The sequence below is a fragment of the Bacillus sp. FJAT-27001 genome (assembly GCF_019039175.1).
In the GTDB taxonomy this organism is placed as follows: Bacteria; Bacillota; Bacilli; order Bacillales; family Bacillaceae; genus Bacillus; species Bacillus velezensis.
In genome coordinates, this window is sequence record NZ_JAHOAA010000001.1 from 240,230 (window position 1) to 267,072 (window position 26,843).

Sequence of the window (26,843 nt, forward strand, 5' to 3'; positions counted from 1 at the left end):
GTCTCCTCCTTAACTCAATTGTTGTACATGTCTTGTTACTTTAGGCTGATAGCTTCGCAGTTTTTGCATCGCCGAGCCGTGATGTTCAGGGTATACTTCTATCATTTCTTCCGGTTTTTCCTCCGGCTCTTCCGCCTGTTTCATCATGACGAACTGATTCAACGGGCCGCCGAGCAATCGTTCAAGCGCCGCCATTGCTTCCGGTGCTTCAATTGATCCGACTCCCGCCTGTTTCATCCGTTCTTGATAGTCGGCAGATGATACGATTCCGACACTGCCCCAGTAGCTCCAATTCATCACTGCCGCCGAATACGGCCGAACTTGAGCCAAATGAGCGGCAAAGGCATCTTTGAAACTGCATCCGGCAGCATAATTGCTTTGTCCGGCCGCTCGTGCAAATGATTGAACAGATGAGAAGAACAAAGCAAAGTCCAGCGGCTCATTTTGGAACACGCGGGCCATATTCACGCTGACATTGACTTTCGCAGCGAGCACGCTTTTCAAACGGCTTTCCGGCATATTTGCCAGGCTCTGATCCTCTAAAACAATTGCGGAATGGATGATTCCGTTAATTTGCGGGTGCGTGCGTTTGATCGTTTCATACGCCCGTGTGAGCTCATTCGGATTTGCCGCGTCAGCTTCAATATAAATCGGCGCCGGGCCGAATTGGCTGAGTCTGTCGATTTTTTCCTGAATGGCGCTGTTATGTTTTCGTCTGCCGATCCAAACGACTCGCGCCTGATATGTTTTCACGGCATATTCGCTCCATGCCTCGCCGATGCCCCCCGCGCCGCCGATGACGACATAAACGCCGCCTTTTTGGTAGGCGGGCCGGCTTGACACCGGCTGCTGTACAGGAATAAGGCGCTGTTTGTACCAGTGATTGTTCCGGTACGCCCATGTATTGCCTTGCTCATCAAACGGCGCTGAGAACAGCTCCGCCTTTGAAACATCTTCCGGACATCCGGCATCAATCAGCCTTGTTTGCCAGTTCGGATACTCTTTTGCGAGCGAGCCGACCAAACCGTGAATGCCTGCATGAGCCGGATCAATAATGTCCGCCGGCTGTACGGACTGTGTTTTTATTGTGACTGTAGTCAAGCTGATTCGCTTGCCTCCATATCCTAAAGCAAGCATGGCCTTAATCACTCTGTACATCTGGATGACGCCCGCATCCTGAGCTTTTACCATGTCATCAGCGCTGTGAAAAGGAGCGATCCATACGATATGCCCGAAAGACCCTGTTGCTTTCAGTTCAGCCGCAACAGCCTCTATTTCATCCTCCGGGTTGATATGAAGCCGTTTCGCAGAAGGATGATGCAATTGAAAAGCCGCGCTTTCCTCATCCCCCGCGATAAAGACAACCTCTTCCGTCTTATATGCCGGGCTTTGATCACGGAATTCCGCGAGATCCCACACCGGAGCCAGAAGGTTTGCTCCATTTAATGATGTTTCCGGCGCGGGGCCTTCCATCATTCTGGAAGAAATCCCTTTAATTCTGACACAGACCCGGCCTGTCTCATCACATAAGTCAATGTCCATACGCTGTATTTTTTCATCCGTTCCCCGGGAGCTGACATACGCCCACATGCTTGTCGTGCACGGGCTGAAAATGTCCAGTTCTTCAAGGGCGAACGGCAGTGACAGCTGGTTATCATCGGCGTGCAGCTTCAGACCGATTGTCGCTTGCAAAGCTGAATCAAGCATACACGGGTGAAGAACGTATTGATCTGCCGTTTCTTCGAGGAAGGAAGGCAGCCGGAGCTCAGCCAACGCTTGATTGCTTCCGATATGAATCTGCTGAATTCCTTGTTGTCCGGGACCGTAGTCAATGCCGATTTTGCTGAATAAGCCGTAACACTGTTCAGAAGTCAGTATACTGAGGCCGCATTGAGCTTTCAGTGCGCCTATATCACGGTGCGGAGCCTCCCCGGCGCTGAGAATGCCGGCAGCGCCCTGACAGTGTATCTGCCTGCCGCTTGCTTCTGTTTGTGAATCCGTGTAAATGTCATACACGATTTCACCGTTTTCCCTCGGGTTCAGGCTGATTTGCGCTTCAATCGGGCGGTTTCCCGCTTCGATCGGCCGAACCCAAACGATGTTTTTCAGGCGGGTGACAGATGGACGTTCCTTTTGCCCTTTGACTGCCTGAGCAACCGCCGCCCTAGCCATTTCCAAGTAGGCAACGCCCGGCATAACCGGCTTGCCCTTAATAAGATGATCGGTGAAAATCGTCTCTTGTCCCGTAAATTCGGATCGGTACCGCTGCTCTGTTAAATCTGATACATTTTCGTGAAGCAGCGGGTGCAGCACCCGCGACGTCGGCACAGCTTGCGGTTTCTCTGCTTTCGGCCGATTGTCCGTGATCCAGTACCGCTCTTTCGCAAACGGGTAAGCAGGAAGACTCATCCGTTGAGGCTTGATATCAGAATATAGGCCGTCCCATTTGATATCCGCGCCCTGCACCCATAATTCCGCAAGCTTGTCATTCTCTCGGCGGCTTATCAGCTCTTCGATATCCGCCTCGCCGTTTGCACCTGCCAGAATGGATTTCAGGGAGGTTTTACCCGCTTTTCCTTTATAAATGCCCGCTATATCATAACGTCCTTTCGCACAGCTCTTTAGCTTGTCCCGCAGTTCTTCGGCCGAGGAAGCGATAATGGCCGCTCTTTCTTCCATGGCATCACGCCCCTGCTGAAGCGTGTAAGCAACATCGGCAAGATCCGCATCCGTAAAAGAAGCTTGCGCCAGCTGCTGCGCCTGTTCCTGCAGACGCTCTTCTTCTTTGGCCGACAGCACAAAGATTTGAGGGTGTGTGAAAACAGCTGTTTTTCTTTCTTCCTTCGGGATATATTCTTCAATGACGACATGGGCGTTTACGCCGCCGATGCCGAAAGAACTGATTCCCGCACGGCGCGGCAGAAGATTGCCGTTTTCGTCTTTCAATGCCGTCCATTCTCTTTTTTCCTGTACGATGTAAAACGGACTGTCTTTCAGCTTGATATACGGGTTGATGACCTCGCTGTGGAGGCTTTTTGCAAGTGTTTTATGCTTCATCTGCATCAGCACTTTGATCACACCCGCGACACCGGCTGCCAGTGACAGGTGGCCGATATTGGTTTTGGCCGAACCCAGACCGCAGTGACTCGCGTAAACGGCGGAATCGCCTGTTTTTTCGTACAGCTTTTGAAAGGCGGATTTCAGGCCGTTGATTTCGACCGGATCGCCAAGCTCCGTTCCGGTTCCGTGCGCTTCTATATAAGTGACGGTTCTCGGATCAATGCCGGCTTTGTCATAAGCCGTTCTGACGACTTCCGCCTGGGCTTTCGGGTTCGGTGTCGTCAAGGAGTTCGCGCGTCCGCCGTGGTTGACCGCGCTGCCTTTAATGACGCCGTAAATATGATCGCCCGCTTTTTCCGCTTCTGACAGCTTTTTCAAAAACAGAATTCCGGCACCTTCACTGACGGCAAATCCGTCCGCCCTGTCGGAGAATGTTTTACATTTCCCTTCTTTACTCAGAGCGCCGGCTTTGTCATAAGCGATGTGGCCTTGCGGTGTGACGACGGTATTCACGCCGCCGGCGATCGCCATATCGCAGTTCCCGTTTTCAATGGCGCATACGGCGTGATGAATCGCGACCAGCGAGCTGGAACAAGCCGTGTCGATCGGTTCACTCGGACCATGCAGATTAAGCATATAGCTGACGCGGTTCGGCCCCGCTGACGGACTCATATTTGCGGCTGACGCACCGCCGATATCCAGGTCGGAAAACAGTGAGCCGTATCCGGTATTCCCCGTGCCGATATACAGGCCTGTTTTCGTGCCGGAAAGGCTTTTAGCGGAATATCCCGCATCTTCTATCGCCTTCCACGCATACATCATTAACAAGCGCTGCTGGGGATCCATCTGTTCGGCTTCCAGCGGTGAAATTCCGAAGAACAGCGGATCAAAATCCGCAACTCCGTCAATAAATCCGCCCCACTTTACATTTGTTTTGTTGGCTTCATTAAGCGGGTCACCGTAATACTCACGCCAGTCCCAGCGATCCGCCGGCACCTCTGTTATACAGTCTTTTCCCTCTTCTAAGTTGCGCCAATACTCATCAATATTTGCGGCCTTAGGAAACACTCCGCTCATGCCGACAATGGCGATCGGTTCCGGTTTATGTTCAGCCGCCGTCTGAACAGGCTGTACGGCAGTTTTTGCAAATCGTTTGTTCCCCGCCAGTCTGATGCCGCCATCATCAGTTACGCTGCTTTGTTTTTCTTCTTTCGGCTGTGTGCTGCCGGCAAATTGTGTTTGATAGTCTTCTGCTAAATGATGCGCCAAGGCTTGAATCGTCGCATATTCAAAAAATACGGTCGGTGTCAGATCAAGCTGATAAGTGTCATTCAGCTTGTTGGCGAATTCCGTCAGCGTAATGGAATCAAATCCGTATTGATTAAACTCCAATTCGATATCGATTTCTTCAATGTTTATTTTCAGAAGCCCGGAAACCTCTTTTGCCAGCAATTCCTGAAGTTTTGGCGTCAGGTCTTTCGGCACAGGCGTTTCCTCCGTTTTCTTAACCGGTGCAAAAGCGGCTGCAGGAGTCTTTTGAAGCAGCTTTTCCCGCATTACGGCGCGGTTTCCTTCCATGACGAGCACGCTTGTTTTCCCCGTGCTCCATGCTTTGTAAAGAGCTTCTATTCCGGTCTCAGTGCGCATCGGCGTTACGCCGGTTCTTTTTTCGGTGAGCTTCGCCATTTCTTCATTGACTTGCATTCCGCCGTTTTTCCAAAGCGGCCAATTGATTGACAATGTGTGACCATGCCGGTACATTGCGGTAACCAGTGCGTTGCGGTATGCCGCATAGCTGTCCATAAATGCGTTTGCCGCCGCATAATCCGCCTGTCCCGCATTCCCGGTGACGCCGGAAATGGATGAGAAAACGATGAAAAAGTCCAGCGCTAAATGCTCGGTTGCTTCATCAAGGTTGACAAATCCGTCCGTTTTAGGAGCCAATACACTGTAAAACTCTTCGGTTGTTTTCTTTGCGATATACTGATCTTTCATCACACCCGCGCTATGAATGATGCCGTGAAGGCCGCCATATTCCGTCTCAATTGTTTTGACCAGGTCTGCCGCAGTTTGAGCGTTTGTTACGTCAGCCTGCTTGTATTCCGCTTTTGCTCCGAGTGATTCAAGCGATTGCAGCTGCATCCGCTGATTCTCGCTTAATGCGGAACGGCCTGTCAAAACCAGTGTCGGCTCTTTGACTTTGCGGGCGATTTCTTTCGCGAAAATAAAGCCTAAGCCCCCGGCTCCTCCGGTAATGAGATAAATGCCTCCGTCGTTCCACGGAATGCGTATTTTGCCGCCGGACACGGCCGTTTCTTTGACATCTGCGCTGTATCGGATGCCGTTTTCATATTTGATATGGCTGTCATCAGCCCGTGTTTTATTTTCTCTGATGATGTCTGTGATTCTGCCGTTTTCCGCCGGTTCTATTTCAATCAGCTGGGTTTTCAGTTTTTTATGTTCCAGGCCGGCTGTTTTTAACAGAGCTGAAATGCCTGAGAGCAGCTGATGCTTATCTGTTTTAGAGAGAACCGTCTGGATGAGGACATCTCCATCCGTCTCTTCCTTCAGCAGTTTTTGCAGCGTCTCCAATATCCGTCCTGTATAATCACGGAAGCGCGCCGCCGCTTTCCCGTGCCGGGAGGTCATTTCAATACATTCAGCTCCCGCGGCTTCAACGGCTTGTTTCAATCCGGCGTCTGTGTCACAAAGCAACACGATATGCCGGGCAAAAACCGGTTCCGTTTGAACGGCGGTTTCATCGCTTCGGGTCCATACCGGCTCAAGCATGAGCGTTTCCGGAGCTTTTTCTTTTTTCTCAGGTTCTTTTTCAGCCATTCTGAATGACAAACCTTTCAGTCTTACGCAAACCTTGCCGTTTTCATCACAAATATCAAGATCGCGTTTTTCAATCTGGCCGGCTTTGTGGTCTTCAGAAAGTCTGGCGTAAACCCACATCTCGGCAGCGCATGCGCTGAATACTTCAAGCTCCTGAACCGCAAACGGAAGCATCAGTTTCTCATCATTTGTTCCGGTTAATATGCTTGATGCCTGCAATGCAGAGTCCATTAAGCCCGGATGCATGACATACTCCTGTACCGTGTCCGCACAAGCCGCATCAAGTGACAGTCTGCCCAATACGAAATCACCACCTGTATAAATCGCTTTGACACCCCGGAAAGCCGGGCCGTAATCAAAACCGATTTTGCGGTACATATCGTACACTTCATCTGCAGAAAACGGTGTCTCGGCGGATTGTGATCTCAGCTTTTGGAGATCAATGACCGGAGCCTCGGCGTCAGGGCGGACTGATACTGCCCCTTGGCTGTAAACGGACGGCTGATCTGTTTCCCGGCCGCTGTAAATGTCGAATTGAACGTCATTTGCCGTTTCAGGAATGAGACGGATGTTGACATGAACCGGCTCGTCTTCAATGGTGATCGGCCGCACCCAAACCGTATTCTTAAGCTTGACGCTTCCTTGTCCGGCCGGAACTTCAGATGCCTGTTCCATTGCTGCGCGCGCCATTTCAAGATGTGCCACTCCCGGTAAAATCGGTACGCCTTTTACAACATGGTCCGCAAGGTAAAATTCTTTTCCTGTATAGATTGAACTGAACCGCTGTTCTGCAAGGTTTGAAGTATTTCTGTGCAGAAGCGGATGAAGCGCGTCTTGTTTTCCGGCAGATACAGTGCTTGTTTTTTCGTGTTTTCCGGTGCTTTTTGCCGCCCAATAGCGGTCTTTTGCAAAAGGATACGATGGCAGGCTCATGCGTTTAGGCGGCCGGTCTCCATACAGCTTCGCCCAATCGACGTTCAGCCCTTTGACCCATAATTCAAGCAGCTTCGCGTATTTGCCGCGTGCCATCCATTTTTCAACGGCTTCTTGAATTTCTTCATCTTCCGTCAGCATTTGCAGCGTGCCTTTGTCTATTCTTCCTCTGTACAAGTCCGCGTGCTTATCTCCAGTGATAAACTGTGACAGTTTTTCCTGCAGTTCTTCTGCAGATCCGGCAATAATCGCCAGACGTTCTTCCATGGCGTCCCTTCCGATTTGGAGGGTATATGCCATAGAAACGAGGGAGGATTGATCGTACCGTTTTTCAGTAAGCGCACGTTTCAGCTGTTTTGCCTGCTCTTTCAGGCGTTTTTCATTTTTGGCGGACAGAACGAAAAGACATGGGTCGATATGAAAATCATCTGCTTCCTCTCTGTCTTCTGGAATGTATTCTTCGATGACGACGTGGGCATTTACGCCTCCGATGCCGAATGAGCTGATGCCCGCGCGGCGAGGCTGTTCGTTTCCGCGTTCGTCCGTCTGCGTCTTCCATTCCATTGTCTCCCGCACCAGATAAAACGGGCTGTCTTCAAGCTGAATGTACGGATTTACCGTCTCACAGTGGAGACTTTTTACTAGTGTCCGATGCTTCATCTGCAGCAAAATTTTAATAATGCCCGCTACTCCCGCGGCAAGGGATAAATGGCCGATATTCGTTTTGACCGACCCTAAGCCGCAATAGCCGGCCGCTTTCTCTTTTCCGTCTGCAAACGAGCTGAACGCTTGTTTCAGGCCGTTAATTTCAACGGGATCTCCCAGTTCTGTTCCGGTGCCGTGCGCTTCGATATAAGAGACTGTTTTCGGATCAATGCCCGCTTTTTTGTATGCGGCTTTAATGACTTCCGCCTGTTGTTTCGGGTTAGGCGTTGTTAAAGATGCCGCGCGGCCGCCGTGATTCACCGCGCTTCCTTTAATGACGCCGTAAATATGGTCCCCATCCGCCTCAGCGGCTTTCAGCTTTTTGAGGAAAAAGAGCCCTGCTCCTTCACCATGGGCAAAACCGTCAGCCTGATCAGAGAACGTTTTGCATCTTCCTTCTTTACTCAGCGCGCCCGCTTTATCAAAGCTGATATACACATCCGGAAGAACAATCGTATTGATTCCTCCCGCCAAAGCCATGTCGCACGTTCCTTCTTCAATTGAAGAAACGGCATGGTGTATGGCAACGAGCGAGCTTGAGCAGGCGGTATCAATCGGTTCGCTCGGCCCGTGCAGATTGAGCGTATAGCTGACACGGTTCGGTCCGACAGACGGACTTGTATTCGCCGCGGATGACCCTTCAATCGCCGCATCGGTCTTGGCTAAAAGCGAACCGTAGCCGGTATTTCCGGTCCCGATAAACACACCTGTCTTTGTGCCTGAGAGACTCTTTGACGCATATCCGGCATCTTCGATCGCTTTCCACGCGTACGTCAGCAAGAGACGCTGCTGAGGGTCCATTTGCTCCGCTTCCCGGGGTGAAATCCCGAAAAATAACGGATCAAATTCAGCAATTCCGTCAATAAACCCGCCTTGGTTGACGTTTGTTTTATTGGCTTCTTTTGCGGGATCCCCGTAATAGTCCCGCCAGTCCCAGCGGTCTTTCGGAATCTCGGTCATGCAGTCTTTGCCTTCTTTCAGGTTCTGCCAGAAAGCTTCAATGTCTTCTGCCATCGGGAAAATCCCGCTGATGCCTACGATTGCAATCGGTTCCTGCCCTTGGTCCCGCTGCACTGTCTGCGGAAGTGTCTCAGGCAGAGTGCGGCGCCGCTTAACGGCCGGGCGCGTGATTTGAGTCTCTTTTACCGGTCTTGCCGATTGAACCGTTTTTGTATTTACCGCAAACCGCCCGGCAAATTCCTCTTCGTATTCACTGATTAAATGAACGGCAAATTCATGGATTGTCGGATGATCAAAGAAAATCGTCGGCGTTAACGTAAGCCGGTACGTTTTGTTTAACTGGTTCGTAAACTCAGTCATCGAGATAGAATCCAGCCCGTATTTTGTCATTTCTTCATGAGGATCAATTTTGTCAATGTTTACTTTTAACAGTGAGGCCGTCTGCTGTTTTAACAGATGCTTCACTTTTTCAAGCAGGCTGTCAGCATCAATGTCATGACGTACGCCGGTCTCTGCTTCCGGATGATCATTCTCTTTGCGGAACAGTTTTGCTTTCATGTGTTTCACATCTCCTTCAAGAACCGTCATCCGGGCTGTCCCGCTCATCAAGCCTTGATATAAAGCCTTGATGCCGGCATCTGTGCCGAGCGGTGCGATTCCCGCCTCCTGCATCAGCATATCTTCCGTCTGCTTTCCTGCCTGCATTCCGCCTTCTTTCCATAACGGCCAGCTGACAGAAAGCGTCTTTCCGTATCTTTGTCCTGCGGCTTGTAAAGAACGGCGGTACTCGGCATACATCTCCATAAAGACATTTGCAGACGCATAATCAGCCTGGCCGACGCTTCCAAGCACACCTGATAAGGATGAAAAGACAATAAAGACATCTAATTTCTCATGTTGTGACGCTTCATCAAGATACACAAGGCCCTTCACTTTCGGAGCGAGAACGTGTTGGTATTCCTCTGCCGTCTTCTTCACCATGTAGTTGTCTTTTATAATGCCGGCACTGTGAACAATCCCGTCCAGCCTGCCGTGCCGTTTGCGTATATTGCGGATCAATCGGTATACTTCTGCTTCGTCCGTGACATCGGTCTGCTCGTAGAAAACAGAAGCGCCGGCAGCACGTACTGTTTCCAGCATGTCTTTCTGCTTTTCTCTGAGAGCGGACCGGCCGGTTAGTATGATGACGGCGTCTTTTGTACGGTTTGCGATCTCTTTTGCAAAGATCAGACCTAAACCTCCCGCACCTCCTGTAATGAGATAAACGCCTTCGTCTTTCCACGGAATGTCCGGCTCCGCTTGAGAAATATCCATCTCTTCCCAATCAGCGGCAAAGCGCTTGCCGTTTTCATATTTCACATGGACGCTTTCGGCATGCATACGGTTTTCGGACGCTTTTTCCGCTATGCCTTCAGCACTTTCTTTCTCCTCGGCTTCGATCATTTGACAAATCAGCTTGGAATGTTCAAGGCATGCGGTTTTGAAGAGGCCGGTAATGCCTGAGAACACCCGCTGTAAGCCTGCTGACCGCGTAACAGCCTGAAAAAGAACGCGGCCCTTCGGCTTGCTTTTCATTATGGTTTTGATATGGTCAAACAGCTGGCCCGCATAAGAATGATACCGCTCTGCAATAGATGCGGGACGCTCGTCCAAGATAATGACGCTTGCATGTTCAAGCTTTGCTTCGACAGCTTGTTTTACGGCTTCATCGTACTCACAAAGGAAAATGATATGCTCTTCATACGTTGGCTTGTGATCGGCCGGTTCCGGCTGCTCTTTCCAGACCGGTTCAGCGAGCAATGTGTCCGTACGGTTGACCGAAACGCCGGCACCCGCGTTTTCTTCCATGATCCGTGTTGAGAAACCTCTCATCCGCACACAAAGCCCGCCGTTATTGTCATATAAATCAATATCGGCTTTTTGGATAGGATCGCCGGCTTTATTGTTCGCACTGAATGTGACGTGCACCCACATATCATCAGCGCACGGATTCAGAACGTCCAGCTCCTCTAAAGCAAACGGCAATGCGGCTTTGAATGGTTCCCCGCTTTCTGCAAGCAGCGCTCTCGTCACGTTTTGCAAATATTCGGCGGCCTGAAGCGCACCGTCCATCATACTCGGATGAAGGATATAATCAGCTTTTGTATGAGAGACGGATTCAGGAAGCTTCAATTTAGCAAGCAGCCGGTCTTCGCCTTTGTATACAAGCTGCACCCCTTTGTAACCCGGCCCGTAATCAGCACCGATCATTCCTTTGTAAAACGCTTGAGATTCGATTGTTCCCTGTGTGCACCGGCGCTTCAGCTGCTCAATATCCGCCGCTTCCTCCGGTTCCTTCCGGATGATTTCAGCGATGCCCTGATTATAAAGAGGAGCTTCTTCACCGATAGAATCGTTACCCCCGTACATTCTGTATTGAATCTGTCCGTCCTCTTCTTCATAAAGTCCGATATGGACACGGACAGCCTCCTGATCGGCTATCACCGGACGGACCCATACAATATTCTTTAAGCGCAGGCCCAGAGATTCCTCTGTTGCCCCGCCGATGCTTTTCTCCGCCGCGGCCCGTGCCATCTCAAGGGTAACGGCAGCCGGCACGATCGCCATTCCTTTAATGATATGCTCGGCAATAAAATACTCTTTTCCCGTGAATTCCGAACTGAACCGCTGCTCCTGCAAGACGGATGTATTCTGATGTACCAGCGGATGCAAAAGCTTGGTATCCGTTTGCTTCACCGTTTCCTCCGGCCAGAAGCGCTCCTCTGCGAACGGGTAGGTCGGCGCACTGATTCTTTGCGGCGCGGAATCCGGATACAATAAGCCCCAATCGACACGCGCTCCTTCAACCCAGAGCGCCGCGAGTGCTTTCAGCTTTTCATCCCGTGTCTGACATGCCGCAAGCTCTTCCATCTCCTGAGCTGACACTTCTCTGCTTCTCACTTTTTCGCCCCGTAAGATGTTTTGGTCATTGCCGTTGATGAAATCCTGCAGCTGACGCTTCAAATCGTGACGATCATGACTGATAAAAACGGCCCTCTCTTCCATCGCTTCACGTCCGGTCTGATACGTAAATGCCAGATCATGCAAGGAAACATCGTTTTCGGCTTCATCCAGAAAGCCGGATAAACAAGATGCATAGGCAGTAAGACGCTGCTTATTTCTCGCTGACAGCGGAACGATATAAGGCGGCTGTCCGTCATTTGATCCGCTGATCGTTTTGTTTTCATACTGTTCAAAAATGGCGTGTGCGTTTGTTCCTCCGAGTCCGAATGAGCTTAACGCTGCGCGGTGCGGCGTCTCCCTCTCCGGCAGCGGTTTTCTCTTATCCGCCACATAAAACGGCGAACCGCTGAATTTGATATTCGGATTCGGTGACGTGTAATTAATGGTAGGCGCCAGCTCCCGATGATATAAACTCATGGCGACTTTGATGCACCCGGCCAGACCTGCTGCTGTATCCAAATGTCCGATATTCGTTTTTACGGAGCCGATCCCGCAATACTGCTCCCGGTCCGTGTAACGTTTATACACTTGCTGCAGCGCGGACATTTCAATCGGATCACCCAATGTCGTTCCTGTGCCGTGCGCTTCGATATAGGAAATCGTCTCCGGGTGAATATTCGTGCTGTCTAAAACATGCTGGATGACGTCAGTCTGACCTTTTACACTCGGTGCGTAAAAACCGACTTTATCCGCTCCGTCATTGTTCAGACCGATGCCTCTGAGCATGGCGTATATGTGATCTCCGTCCTGAACGGCTTGTGACGCCTTTTTCAGCAGAATGACGGCCGCTCCTTCTCCGCCCGCCATACCGTCGGCTGAAGCATCAAATGCCTTGACATGCCCGTCGCTTGAAAAATTCAATCCGTTTTGGTGCACATAGCCGATGCTGCTCGCTGCATGCAGAGTTGCTCCGCCGACGAGCGCGTATTCCGATTCTCCGCTCGTTATGCTTCTATAGGCTGAATAAAGACCGACTAATGATGATGAGCAATTGGAATGAACGAAATAGCTTGGCCCTTTTAATCCGAGCTTATGGGAAACCATCGTCGGAATCGTGCCGCTCTGCGCTAACACCCATGACACATAGCCGTCGGGAGATTCATGGCCTTCTGTCGTTTTTTCCGGCAAAAGCGACCGATACGAATTATTGCTTGCCGACATATATACGCTTGTCTTCGGAATCTCTTTCGATACATATCCCGCGTCCTCGACGGCTTTCCAAGAATGAAGCAGCAGAAGCCGAAGCTGAGGATCCATAAATTCTGCGTCTTTCGGAGAAATGTGAAAGAACTCAGGGTCAAAGAGATCTTTTCCTTCTATCGTCGATAATGCCGGCACATAGTCGGGATTTTCGATCAAATCTTCAGGCACGCCGGCTTCCCGAAGTTCTTCTTCCGAGTAGAAGCGGACGCTTTCCTTTCCTTCTCTTAACTGCTTCCAAAACTCATGATGATTTTTCGCGCCGGGGAACTGGCAGGAGATCCCCACTATCGCCACACTGTCATCAAAGTAAGACGGCACCCCGTTTTGCGGTGTTTGTTCTCTTTCTCTCTCATCTTGGCCAGGCGCCACTGATTCAGCCGCCTGTTTTGTTTCAACAATAAATCGGCTGATCGCCTGAATGGTAGAGTGTTCGAATAAATCCGTGACGGTAAAATCGCATTCAAGCTCCTGTTTAATGCGTTCTGCCGCCGCAACAGCCAGAAGCGAGTCGCCTCCCACATCGAAAAAGCCGTCTTCGATTTTGATGCCCGCCGTATTCAGCAGGTCTTCCCATATTGCGGTCACTTTCGCTTCCGCTTCTGATAACGGCAGTCTGCCCGTCTTTTCAGACCGGTGAACGATTACCTTGCGCTGTTTTAGGTCTTTGCGGTTCACTTTTCCGCTCGGTGTTAACGGCAGCGCATCCAGACGGATAAAATGGGCAGGCGCCATATAATCCGGCAGACTCGATAAAAGATGGTTGCGGAGCGCTTTTTCGTCTGCCGTATGACCGGAGCGGGCCGTATAATAAGCAATCAGCTTTTTATGTCCGTTCTTTTCCTGAACCACAACCGCCTGGTCAAGGATATCCGGATGTTCGCTCAATTTCGTTTCAATCGCTCCCAATTCGATGCGGAAGCCGCGAATTTTCACCTGACTGTCAATCCGGCCGGCATATTCTATATTTCCGTCAGGCAGCCATCTGGCCAAATCACCTGTCTTGTAAAGTTTTTCTCCTTCACTAAACGGATTATCAATAAATGATGCCGCCGTCAGCTCAGGCTGATTGTAATAGCCTCTGGCCAGACCGGCGCCGGCCACGCAAAGCTCCCCGGCCACACCGTCAGGGACGGGGCTGAGCTTTTCATCGACGATATAAAGCCGCGTATTGTGAATCGGTTTCCCGATCGGCGTATTCCTGCTTGTGATTTCCTTTTGGCCGCAGCTGTAGTAAGCGGCATAAATGGATGTTTCCGTCGGGCCGTATATGTTTTCAATTCTGGCATGTTTGAAGATGGAAACTGACTTTTTAACTAAATCTTTCGGAAACGCCTCACCGGCCACCATCACATATTTCACAGGGCCGTCTTCTGTAAATGCCGTATGCCGCTTTACCGTTTCCAGAAATACATTAAACACGGCGGGCGCAAAATTCAGATGCGTGACCTGGTGGGTTTGGATATATTCCATGCAAAGCTGCGGATTTTTTTCTGCACCAGGCGGCAAAATGACAAGCCGTCCGTTTCCGATAAACCAGCCGAATAATTCAGAAATCGAAACGTCAAATACGTAATTCGTTTTTAACAGATAGGCATCCTCTTGAGCGACCGGGTACTCAGCTTCCAAAAACTGCAGCGTATTCATGATGGCCCTGTGCTCAACCATGACGCCTTTCGGTTTTCCCGTGCTTCCGGACGTATATAGAATATAAGCGAGATGATGCGGTTTTGAACGCGGCGTCAGTTTTGCCCCGCTGACAGAACGTCCGCTGTTTTCAATTTCCACCGTGCTCACACCGCCGATGGCCAACTGTTCAATCATGCCGCGCGTCTTTTCCTGCGTTAATACGATTGACACGCCGCTGTCAGTCAACACGTGCGCCATCCGTTCGTTTGGAAAAGCCGGGTCCAGCGGTACATACGCGCCTCCCGCTTTTAAAATGGCGAGGATGCCGATGACCATCTCAAAAGAACGCTCCGTACAAATGCCGACCGGGCATTCCGGTGTGACGCCCTTTTCTTGCAGGTACACAGCGAGCGCCGTGCTTCGTTCATCTAATTCGCGATATGTAAGACTGTTTTCACCGAATGTGACGGCTTCTCTGTCAGGGTGGCGTCCGGCTTTTTCCGCAAACACTTCATGAATGCAGCGCTCATTCGACTGATGGGATGAACGGCTTTCATCCCGTTTTTGATTGAGCAGACCGGAACAGGCTTCAAAAGCGATCTCCGGATCAGAAAGCACCTTTTCTGCCAGTTTCATATAATGCTCCGCCATTCGTTCGATGAAAGAAGGGCTGTAGACATCCGGGTTGTACAGAAATTGCAGGACGGTTCCCGTTTCTTTTTTATAGACTTCAAGCGCAAGCTCAAATTCGCCTTCCTGATGAATGTCTTCTATCATTTCAATGCCGAGTGATTGATATAGTTCCGCCAGCTTTTCCGCTCCTTCTGTCCGGAAGAAGTTTTGATAGAAAAACGCGGTTTGAAAAACAGGCGACACCGCAGGCGAGCGTTCCGTCTTCAATTCTTTGACAAGCGCGGGAAACGGATACGCGGCATGGTCCAGCCCTTCTGCCAGTGTCAGCTGCAGCTCCTTCAAAAATGCCGTAAAAGATTTGGCGCCCGTCTCCCTGCTCCTGACCGCGATCATATTAATAAAGTATCCGATGACAGACTCAAATTGAGCCTCAGAACGCCCCATCGTCGGCATGCCGACGATGACATCTTCCTGATTCGTATATTGATAAAGCAGCCCTTTGAAAATAGCGAGATACACAACGGATTCATTGACATTATGTTTTTGGGCGCACACTTTAATCTGCCGGTTCAGTTCATCAGGAAGCAAGCGCTGATACGCCTGCCCCCTGCAAGTTTGAACCGATGATCTCGGATAATCCGACGGAAGCTCAAGCACCGGCAGCGGTCCTTCCAGCTGCTTTTTCCAATAAGAGAGATGCGTTTTTCCCGCTTCGCTTTCCAGCAGCTCTTTTTCCCATTTCACAAAGTCATGATAATCTGCGGACTGCTGAAGCATGACAGGTTCTTTGCCTTCACTTGCTTTTGCATAAGCGTCCAGCAGCGCCGACATAAACGTCATAAGAGAGACGCCGTCAAAAATGATATGGTGAATGGTGATTAACACAATCGGCTCCCGCTTCGCCCGCCGGAATACTTGAACACGCAGGAGCGGCCCGGTTTCAAGCGCGAACGGTTCTTTTGCTTTTTCTTTAATAAACGAAAGAGCGTCACGCCCGCTTAATTCAGAAAGATCCATTTCTTCAATCGGAAAATGCCGATCCGTATCTTCTATCTGATACGGAAGGCCGTTTTCCTCTTTTATCACACTGGTCAAAATAGGGTGCTGGCGCTGCACGGACAAAAGGGCGTTTTTGAATGTCTCGATATCCAGCTTTTGAAAACGAAAGCATAACGGAATGTTATATGCGCTCATCTCCGGAAACATTTTCTGAAGCATCCACAAACCTTTCTGGCCTTCAGAAAGCGGACGTTTTGCAGTTGTCCGCTTGAAAGCCTGAAGCTTTTGTTCTACTTCAGCGATGGTGAGCGTTCCTGATCTGTAGGCATCGAGAAGTTCTTTATGATTCATAGGTCTTACTCCCTTCTATGATGACTTGCACTCTTTTAAAATCTAATGTCCCCTCAGAGACCTGTTTCATCATGGCGATGATCTCCTGATCCGTATACTCCTTGTTATCCGGAGGGGCGGCTTCTGTTTCGGTTTCTTCCGTTCGGTAAAACGTTTCGATCGTTTCTTTATGTTCTGTCAGGTAATAGCTGGTGACGTCTCCGAGCGTGGCATAGCTGTAAAATAACGCCGGAGTGACTTCAATGCCGTAATGACTCGTCAAAAGAGCGGCAAATTTGGCTAAATAGATGGAATCAAATCCGAATTCCGCCCAGTTTTTATGCAGGACGAGTTTATCTTTGGATATTTTCAGCAGACTGTGTATCAGCTCTTTCAAATCCGCTTCGAGCCGTTTTTCTGCGCTTTCTTCCGGGATGCGGCGGCTCACGGTTTCCAAAAGCGCATCCGGTTTTGATGAATCGTCCCGCCGTATGCCTAAAAATCGTTCGGCACGGCTTCTTTTGCCGGCAATGACAAGGCACTGGGTGTTGTCTTGAGAAATGACGCGCTCAAATAGCTCAATGCCTTCATCTGTTTCTAACAGGCGCTGGCCGCTTGATTTCAGGTACATGCCCGTCGTCTCTTCACCGCCGACGGCCATTCCGCCGTTTTTCCAGACCGGCCAGTTGATGACAAAAGCGTTTCCGCTTTCTGATTGTTCGTTTTTATAGTTGGCATACGCCATTTGGAACCTGTTCGCGACCGCATAATCACAGCAGCCGAAATCTCCTAAAACAGCCGATGTGGATGAAAAGTAGCAGATGAAATCAGGCGTTTCGTTTTTCAGCCACTCGTCAAGAAGCAGGCTTCCGTTTATTTTCGGTTCAAGCGTACTGCGGAAATTCCCGATTTCATTTTCAAAGACGGATGTTCTGCTTTCGATGCCGGCCGCATGAATGACGCCGTGAATGGCTCCGAATCGTTCTTTCGCGCGCTTGATGCAGTCGCCCATTCCGATCGGATCACAAACATCGGCTTCGGCGTAAAGAACACCCGCGCCGAGATTTTCCAGGTCTTTCATTTTTTCTTTCTTTTCTTCATTGATCGGCGACCGCCCCGTGAGAATGACATTTGCCTGGTAGTTCCGGGCGAGATGGCGGGCAAATAAGCAGCCGAGCCCTCCTAATCCGCCTGTAATGAGATATGTTCCGCCGGTTCTGATCCTGCCGTTTTCTTTCGTTAGTCCGGTTGGTTCGGTGTGATAGACATATCGTTTTCCCTCTTCCAAGAAAACGGTATGGTCTGTTTCAGCTTTCAGCTCGTCCCAAATGGTTCTCATCCAGTCCGTTATGGCCGCTCCGGCTTTTCTGAAGTGGCCGGTAACACTTGTTTTCGGGAGAACAATGCCGAGCGAACGCTCAAAGCCGATCCATGATTCCAAGTAGCACCTTTCCAGACCGGATGCATATTCCCCCGCCAATAACAGCCTTTCCGGCTGCAGACCGGTCTCAGCCATTGCTTTGAGAATATGGACGATACATGAATAATCTTCGATGCAGCTTTTATCTTCAAGCGCCCATAAATACAAAATGGCAGAAGCTTCACCGTACTCTTTTTGAATATCCGCAAAAGCGTTCACATATGATTGCGGATCTTCCCGCACCACTTGGCAGCGGCCGGCGGACAGAGCCTCATACCGGTCTCCCTGAGCGATAAAAATAACGTCAATGCCACTGTCATACGATTTGATCACAGAGACGGCTTCCTGCTGCTTCTTCTGATCAGATAAGAAAGAAATCACCGTTTTGACTTGCTTTTCTCCGGCAGCCGGCAGAGCCTGTTCTTTAAGAACTTCTCTAAAAGCCATCACTTCAAACTGTTCCGCCGGATCACTTTCATCAGCCGGCGCCTTAACGGGCGCAGCCTTGCTTTGTACAGGCTGCTGATGCCAGAAGCGTTCTTTCGCAAACGGATAAGCAGGCAGGCTGATGCGGGCCGGAGGACGGTCTCCGTATAATTTCGCCCAATCGATGTCCAATCCTTTTACCCAAAGCTCAAGCAGCTTAGAATATTTCCGTTTGCTGATCCAAGCGTCTATGATTGTTTCCAGATCATCATCCGCCGAAAATACGGCAAGCATCCGTTTGTTTTCTTCCGTGCCGTCACGGTGCAGTCCGGCGCTGTTTTGTCCGGCGATAAATCCATTCAGTTTTTCCTCAAGTTCATGAAGTGAATGGACGATAAAACCGAGACGCTCTTCCATCGGCACCCGGCCCGTCTGAAGAGTAAAGGCTATGCTCATAAGGTCGCTGCCGCTGTATCTTTTTTCACGGATGGCGTCTCTGAGCTGTTTTGCTTTTTCAGTGAGCCGTTCGCTGCTTTTCGCGGACAGGACGATGATGGCGGGCTGATCTGCCGGCGTCTCATCAGGTTCTTTGTCTGCCGTATATTCTTCTATGACGAGGTGGGCGTTTGCTCCTCCCGCGCCGAAGCTGCTTAACCCCGCCCTTCTCGGTAGCTCTTGGCCGCCGATGACGGGACGTTTCCACTCACCGAGCTCCTGCTGAACGGCAAACGGCGTATACGCGAAATCAATATTCGGATTCAGCTGTTCCGCGTGCAGGGACGGCGCAATTTGGCGGTCTTTGAGCTGGAATAGTATTTTTGTCAGACCCGCAATGCCCGCGGCGCTTTCACAATGACCGATATTTGATTTTGCGGAGCCGATGGCGCAAAACTGTTTATCTGTTGTATCCTCTTCAAATGCTTTCGTTAATCCGGCGATTTCAATCGGATCTCCTAATGCGGTCCCAGTACCGTGGGCTTCAATATAACTGACGGTGCGCGCCGGGACGTTTGCCCTTTCGAAAGCTTCTTTTATTAAGGCGGCCTGCGCATTCGGATTCGGAACGGTGTATCCGTTCGTTTTGCCTCCGCTGTTAATGGTGCTTCCTTTAATCACACCGTAAATGTGATCGTTGTCGGCAATCGCCCGGTCCAACGGCTTTAATACGACCGCTCCTACCCCTTCTCCGTCGACAAAACCATCCGCGCGGTCTCCGAACGATTTGCACGTGTCGCCTGCGGAAAGCATGTTCATGACTGACAGATTCATATAATGGATCGGGTCGGTCACTATGTTTACGCCCCCGGCAATCGCACATTCGCTTGAACCGCTGTATATGCTCTCAAGCGCCAGATGAATGGCCGTCAAAGAAGAGGAGCAGGCTGTATCAACGGCAATGCTCGGCCCTTGGAAATCAAAAAGGTAAGATACCCTGTTGGCAATGGACCAATAGCCGTAGCCTGTCGGGTAGTTTTTGTTCATCGCGCCGGCAAAAACACCGATTTTTCTGCTTTGGCACAGGTTGTCAGGCGTATAGCCGGCATCCTCGATACTCGCATACGCCGTTTCTAAAAATAATCGCTCCTGCGGGTCCATTCGCTCCGCTTCCAAAGGAGAAATCTGAAAGAACAGCGGATCAAACTTGTCCATATCCTCAATGAAGCCGCCCCATTTCGTATAAATAGAGCCTTCTTTACCTTTCTCTTCATCGTAGTAATCCTGCCAGTTCCAGCGTTCCCGCGGGATTTCTTCTATGCAGTTTTTTCCTTTTTTAATATTAGCCCAAAGCTCAGCCGCTGTTTTTGCCTGCGGGTAGCGTCCTGAAACACCGATGATGGCCACGTCGCGAACCGAACTTTGCCGGACGGTCTCTTTGGCTGCCCGTTTTTCCCTCCGCCGCCAGTCAGTGCGAAGCGGCTTAGCAGGCTGTACAGCCTGCGGTTCTAGTGATGCCTTCCGTTTTTCCTGAACAGGCGTTTGTCCCGTCAGTTTGATCATCGCGTCTTTTTTCGTCTTGATTAAGTGAGCGACGAGCGCCTCAATCGTCTGATATTCAAAAAATAAAGTGCTGCTGACTTGGTCCAATACATTTCGTAACGCGTTTGTCAGCTGTACGACGACGATAGAATCAATTCCGTATTTTTCAAGCGGCGCTTTCGGATCAATTTGAGCCGGCGGAATTTTTAATGTTTCTCCGATTAACGTTTTCAAGTACTCGGTGCTTTTTTCTGTTAAAGACGTGTCGCCTTTTTGCACCGTTGTTTGCGCCTGAAGTTCCGGCGCATGTACTGCTTTTGGCGGAGCGGTCCGTTTTCCGGCCCCTGCTTTAAGCGTTTTTTGGCGAACAATGCCGTTGCTTTTTGCCGCTATAATCTGATGGCTTAATTCATGTGCCGCTTCTGCCGGGAAGAAGACAGAATGCCAGCCTTCACTTTCTAACACGCGTTTCCAGCTTTCCGGATACAAGCCCGGGCACCCCGGAATACGAAGGGCAGAATCTTCATGCAGCCACCAGCCTTCAAGCAGTCCGAAAGTAATATGCGGGAACAGGCTGTTTCCCGCCATTTCATTTAAGAGCAGCAAACCGTTGTCTTTTAAAACGGCTTTGGCGTTTCTCAGCGTCTGTCGGATGTCTTTCGTCGCGTGGAGCACATTGGCCGCAACGACGATGTCGTATGCGCCCGGCTCTATGTCCTGGCCGGCAAGCGGCGCTTCTGCGTTAAAAAGCTTATACGTCAGATAAGGATTCCGTTTGCCGTATTCCGTCTCCGCATGCACGAGAAAAGCTTTCGATACATCGGTGTAACAGTATTCTTTTATATGGTTTTGATACGGCCTAAGCTTTTCAAATATGCCTGCGCTTGTGCCGCCTGTGCCCGCTCCGATTTCCAGTATGCGGATCTCGGCTTTTGAATGTTTGCTGATGTTTTCTTTCACATAAGCCGTTAATGTATCTGACAGGGCGCTGTTAAAGTAATCCGCGACTTGATTGTGCTTATAAATTCCTTCAACAAGTTCCATTGAAGAGTGCGGGAACATGATGTCTGTCGCCGGCACGTCTTCGCGCAGAATGTCCGGCAGTGCTTTAAGCATCGTCTCGGCTAAAACAGTCATCGCTTTTGTATCGGCGTTATTGAGCCATTCCTCTTTTTCCCGCTCCCATTTTTGCCATAGCGCGGCGGTTGTGTTTTCGGCTCGCGCCGACAGTTTATATGAATCCGCATTCCCTTCCAGATAGCCATGTTCCAGAAGGAAAGCGATCGTTTGATTGAGCCATTTTTTAAAGTATTCATGTTCGGGCTCATACGCTTTAAGGCTTTGCGGCGTCAGCAAGTCTGCTTCTTTAAGCTGGGCGATCAACAGCTGATACAGAAAATCATCAAGCTCCTGATGTTCAGCCTCTCTAACAAGACGTGCGCCGGGCGGAGCGACCTTCGGCTGTTGTGAAAAGACAAGCGGCTGAGGCGGATAAACGGAAATCTTTTCTCTTTCATTCATCCCTTCGACTGCGACCGGTTTTGTCGTATGAATGAAAGCCGCCTGATCAACCGGCAGCGTCATAAGGGTTTCAAGCGCCTCCATTGCAGCGTCCGGTTCGATTAATCCCAATCCGATCTGATCCATCAGCTGAATAAAGTCGCCGTCTTCAGCCGCTTCGCTGTTGCCCCAATAGCCCCAATTCATCACTTTGACCGGACAATTCCATGTCTGATCAAGTTCTTTCGCAAATGCGTCACTGAAAGCGCATCCTGCGGCATAATGGCTTTGTTTCACGTTATGGATAAATGCCACAAGCGAGGAGAAGAAGAGCGCAAAGTCAAGCGGCTCCCGTCCAAATACCTCCGCCATGGACACACTTACATCGGCTTTTGCCCGCAGCACCGATTTGAACTCTTCTGTCTTCATATTATTTAAGCTTTGCTCAGACAGATCCATTGCCGAGTGGATGATTCCGTTCATTTTTGTGTGGCGCTCTTTTATGAACTGATAAGCCCTCTCTAAGGAAGCACTGTCGGCGGCATCGGCGGAAACATATTCAGGCGCCGGGCCGAATGCGCTGAGCCGGTCGAGTTTCGCCTGTATGGAATCATTCAGTGTGCTTCTTCCGATCCAAATGATGCGTGCTTTGTAGCGGCGGATCATGTATTCACTCCATGCCTCGCCAAGATACCCCGCGCCTCCGATCACGGCATAAACCCCGCCTGTTTGGTACAGCGTGCCGTTTTTCGGCATATTGTCAAGCGGTATCAGCTGCCGCTCAAACAGCTGCTGATTGCGGTACGCCCAAATTTGACCGTTTTTCCCGGCAGAAAGACTGAGCGCCTCTTCGATCGGCCAGCTGCCGTCCGTTTCTGTGTCAATCATGCGGATATGCCAGTGCGGATATTCTTTCGCCATTGTTCCGGCAAGTCCGCTGACTGCGGCTTGTGACGGGTCGGCGCTGTCTTGATCCGAAATCGGCTGGGCATTTGCTGTGACGATGCACCAGTCCAAACGTTTTTCTCCGTACCCTAAGGCAAGTAATGCTTTCATCAGCTTGAACACATGAAGAACGTTTCTTTCCTGTTCCTTGAGGCTGTCCGCACTCTCAGCCTGCGGAGCAAGCCAAATGATTTGCTCCAGTTCTTTTTGTCCTTCAAGCATGTGCGTAAGAGATGTGATATCATCCGTACCTCTGATCGGATAATAGGAAGCGTTCGGCAGATGTTCTTTTATGCGCGTATGTCTCGAATCCGTTCCGCCGAATACTGCCGTCTGCTTATCCGCCGCTGCTTCCCCGGCTTTTTCAAGCGCAACAGGCTCCCAAGCCGGAATCAGCATCGTATGGCCGACAGGCGCCTCCGAGGTTTCTCCGCCCGCTGTTTGGCCTGTGTCAAGCGCCCGGACGGACGCGCCTTTCATCCGGACATAAACCGTACCGGCATCATCACACATATCAATGTCAAATTTTCTTACGTTGTCATCTGCTTTGCTGCCTTCTGTGTACCGGATATATGACCAGATATGTTCAGGACACGGCCCGAACACTTCCACTTCCTGCATCGCAAACGGCAAAGAAAGCTCGTGGCTGTCTGCATCGTCATGTATCGATCGGACAAGCAGACCGACGGATGCGTGAAAAGCGGCGTCCATCATACTCGGGTGAAGCGTATACTGTTCTTTTTTGTCATGTACGGCTGCTGGGAGTGAAATACGGGCCAATAATCGGTCTTCTCCGATCAGCAATTGCTGTACGCCCCTGTATGCCTCTCCGTAATCCAGACCGATCTTCTCAAAAGCACCGTAACATTCTTCCGCAGTCACAATTCCTAAATTGCAGGAAGTTTTGACAGACTCGATATCAATCTGGGCGCTTCCCGGTTCGGTAATGACCGCTTCACCCTGGCTGTGAATAACCGGATCTTCGCCGTTTTCTGCCTCACTGTATATTTCATAGGTAATCTCACCATTATCTTCTGGGTAAAGGGCAATATGTATTTCTTTCGGTTTGTCTTCAATCATGACCGGCCGGACCCAAACAACCTGTCTGAGTGTGACGCTATGGCCTTTTTCCGTCACGGCAGCGGCCTTTTTGACCGCCTCTGCGGCCATTTCCAAATAGGCGACGCCCGGTAGTATTTTTTGTCCGTTGACGACATGGTCAGATAGGAAAAATTCATCTCCCGTAAAAAGAGACGTGAAGCGCTGCTGCGAAAAATCTGACGTATTTTCTTGTAAAAGCGGATGCAGTACTGTGCCTGACGGGCTTTTCTCCTGTTTTTTCTGCTGCGGAATCCAATAGCGTTCTTTTGCAAACGGATAAGTCGGAACGCTTGTTTTACGCGGTTTACCCGAAGCGTACAGCTTATTCCAATCTATTATTTTCCCTTCTGCCCATAACGCGGCAAGCCGTTTCGGATCGTCCGTCTCGGGAGCGGCTTCGCTCATCTCCGGCAGCTCAGCTTGTCCGCGCCATAAACCGGGGATGTTTTCGTTTCCTTTTACGAAATCATTCAGCTTTTGCTTCAAGTCGCGGATGTCATTTACAAGGAAGACAGCTCTCTCCTCCATTGCTTGACGTCCTGTCTGAAGAGTATAAGCCAGTTCAGACAGCACCGTCTTTTCTGAAAGCGATCGGGCTAGTTTTTCCGCATAGGCCAGAAGCCTGTCTTTATTTCTTGCTGACAGCGGGATGAGTTTTGCTGCATCGTTCTCAGGTGCAGGCGCTTTTTGTTCAGGCTGAATGTATTCTTCTAAAATGATATGGGCATTCGAACCTGATGCACCGAAGGAACTGAGCCCGGCCCTGCGCGGATAATGTGTGACTTTACCGTTTTCTTCAGCTGACGGCTGCTTCCACGGAGCAGTCTGCTGCTGTACGTAAAAAGGAGATTCCTCAAATTTCAGGTAAGGATTTAATTCCGCAGAATGCAGTGATTTGACAAGCGTTTTGTGATGAAGCTGCAGCGCCGCTTTTGTTAACCCGCTGATCCCCGCCGCTGATTCTGCGTGACCGATATTTGATTTGACCGAACCGATGGAACAAAATTGCTGATCCTGCGTCCCTTGGCTGAACGCTTTTGACAGACCTTCAATTTCAATCGGGTCTCCTAACGAAGTACCTGTGCCATGGGCTTCCACATAACTGACGGTCCGCGGGCTGATACCTGCTTTTTTCAGACAGGCCTTAATGACTTCTGCCTGTGCAGCAGGATTCGGGACGGTAATTCCGCTTACTTTCCCGACGTGGTTAACGGCGCTTCCTTTAATGACCGCGTAAATGCGGTCGCCGTCTTGTTCGGCTTTTTCCAGCGGCTTCAGCAATACCGCACCGACTCCTTCTCCGGAAACGTAGCCGTCCCCGCCCTCGCCGAATGTACGGCAGCGGCCGTCACTTGAGTGCATGCCCACGCTTCCGTAGCTGAGATATTTCGCCGGGTGCAGCGACAAGTTCACCCCTCCCGCAAGCGCGGCCTCACATTCGCCGCGGCGGATGCTTTCAATGGCCAGATGGACGGCGGTCAATGATGAGGAACAAACGGTATCCACCGCGATGCTCGGCCCGTGGAAGTCACAATAATAGGACACTCTGTTGGCGATCTGCGCATAATTCAGTGAAACCGGAAAAGGATCAGTTTCAGATAATTGTTCTGCGCCGATTAAGGAATAATCTTTATGCATCACCCCTGCAAATACGCCGATCGGATGCTGTTTTTCCCCTTTATTTCCCAGCGTTTCAGGCGTATACCCCGCATCTTCAATCGTTTCCCAGCATGTTTCTAAAAACAGGCGCTCCTGCGGGTCCATCGTTTCCGCCTCACGCGGTGAGATTCTGAAAAACTGCGGATCGAAGCAGTCGGCATCGTCAATGAAACCGCCCCATTTTGATACTGTTTTTCCTGACGGGGACGTTACGTTTTTATATGTTTTCCAATCCCAGCGGGACTTCGGAACTTCAGTGATGCAATCCGTGCCTGCCTTCAGGTTTTCCCAAAACTCCGCCACACTTTTCGCTTTCGGATAGCGGCCGGCCATTCCGATAATCGCGATGTCTCCGGTGTTTTTATGATGTTCTGGCGCGTCCGGTGCTTCAGCTTCAGACCGTTGTGGTTCGGCTGCACGTTCCGCACATTCAAATGAAACGGTCTTTTTCAGATAGGCTGCGAGTTCTTTTATATTTGTATATTCAAAGAGAAGAGTGGGCGAGAGGTCCGCACCCGTCTTTTTATTGATATCCTGTACAATCTCAAGCAAAGAAGATGAATCCAGCCCAAGTTCGTAGTAGCCTGCAAGAACGTCCAGCGTCTCCCAAGGCTGCCTAAGCTTATCAGCCAAAAGCTTCTTTAAAAACAGAATGATGTCTTTTTCATCTGTGCTTTCCGGCTCAGTTACAGCCTGTTGATTCTGTTCGGCTGTATTCTCGTCTTCTTCAAGCCGAACCGCTTTTCCCGTAATGTTTTTAAGCTCCGCCACCTTCTGTCCGGATCGGCTGAAGTACTCGATCGTCATCGTTGTGAGTTCTTTTTCCTGACGGACGCCGGAAGCGGCGATACGCGCCGTGCACTCAGATTGCAGTCTGTCGGCAGCCGTGAACGATTCATAATATAAAGGCAGGTGAAGCCGGTTTGTTTCAGAAAGCACACCGCTCCCCCCGATTCCGCTCGCATCCAAAAGGGCCGGATGGAATAAAAAGAAATCTTTTCCTTCTTCGCAAGAAAGCTCAGCCAGCATGCCGTCTTCTGTTTCGTACAATCGTCCGTTCGATTTCATCATGCCGGAATGAACCAAGTCATGATCCAGGCAGCGGTTATACATGTCATCAAGATTCAGAGATCTGCCTGACTGCTTCACATCGCCGAAATCAATGGTTTCGTCAAATGTCACAGCGTCTCTTTTCACCATTTCAGCTGTCGCATATTGTATATTGTCTGACAGCTCGTCACCTTGCTGTTTCTGCCCTGAAAGGGAGATGAGCCACTTTCCATCTCCGCTATCAGAACATTGAATGGTCAGAATGATTGCAGCCGTTTCACTGACGGTTAAAGGCTGATAAATCGTAACGTGCTTCAATTCGAGCTCATTGTATACATAACCGTGTTCCTGAAAAACCTGATAAATCAAATCGATATAAGCAAGACCGGGCAATACCGCTTCACCAAAGACCTTATGGCCCTTCATGATGGGATGATCCAGTGAGATATTGATTTTTTCCGATATCATTCCTTCC

General features: G+C 50.2%; 2 protein-coding genes. Both read right to left on the bottom strand.

What is annotated here, in order from left to right; genetic code table 11:
• Positions 1-9: 9 nt before the first annotated feature.
• Positions 10-16,311, bottom strand: coding sequence for a non-ribosomal peptide synthetase (locus BGM27_RS00845; RefSeq protein WP_020954018.1), 16,302 nt, complete (start codon positions 16,309-16,311; stop codon positions 10-12).
• Positions 16,301-26,836, bottom strand: a complete 10,536-nt coding sequence (locus BGM27_RS00850) for a type I polyketide synthase (RefSeq protein WP_038462185.1) — start codon at positions 26,834-26,836, stop codon at positions 16,301-16,303. Before BGM27_RS00850 ends, BGM27_RS00845 begins: the two co-directional genes overlap by 11 nt.
• Positions 26,837-26,843 lie beyond the last annotated feature (7 nt).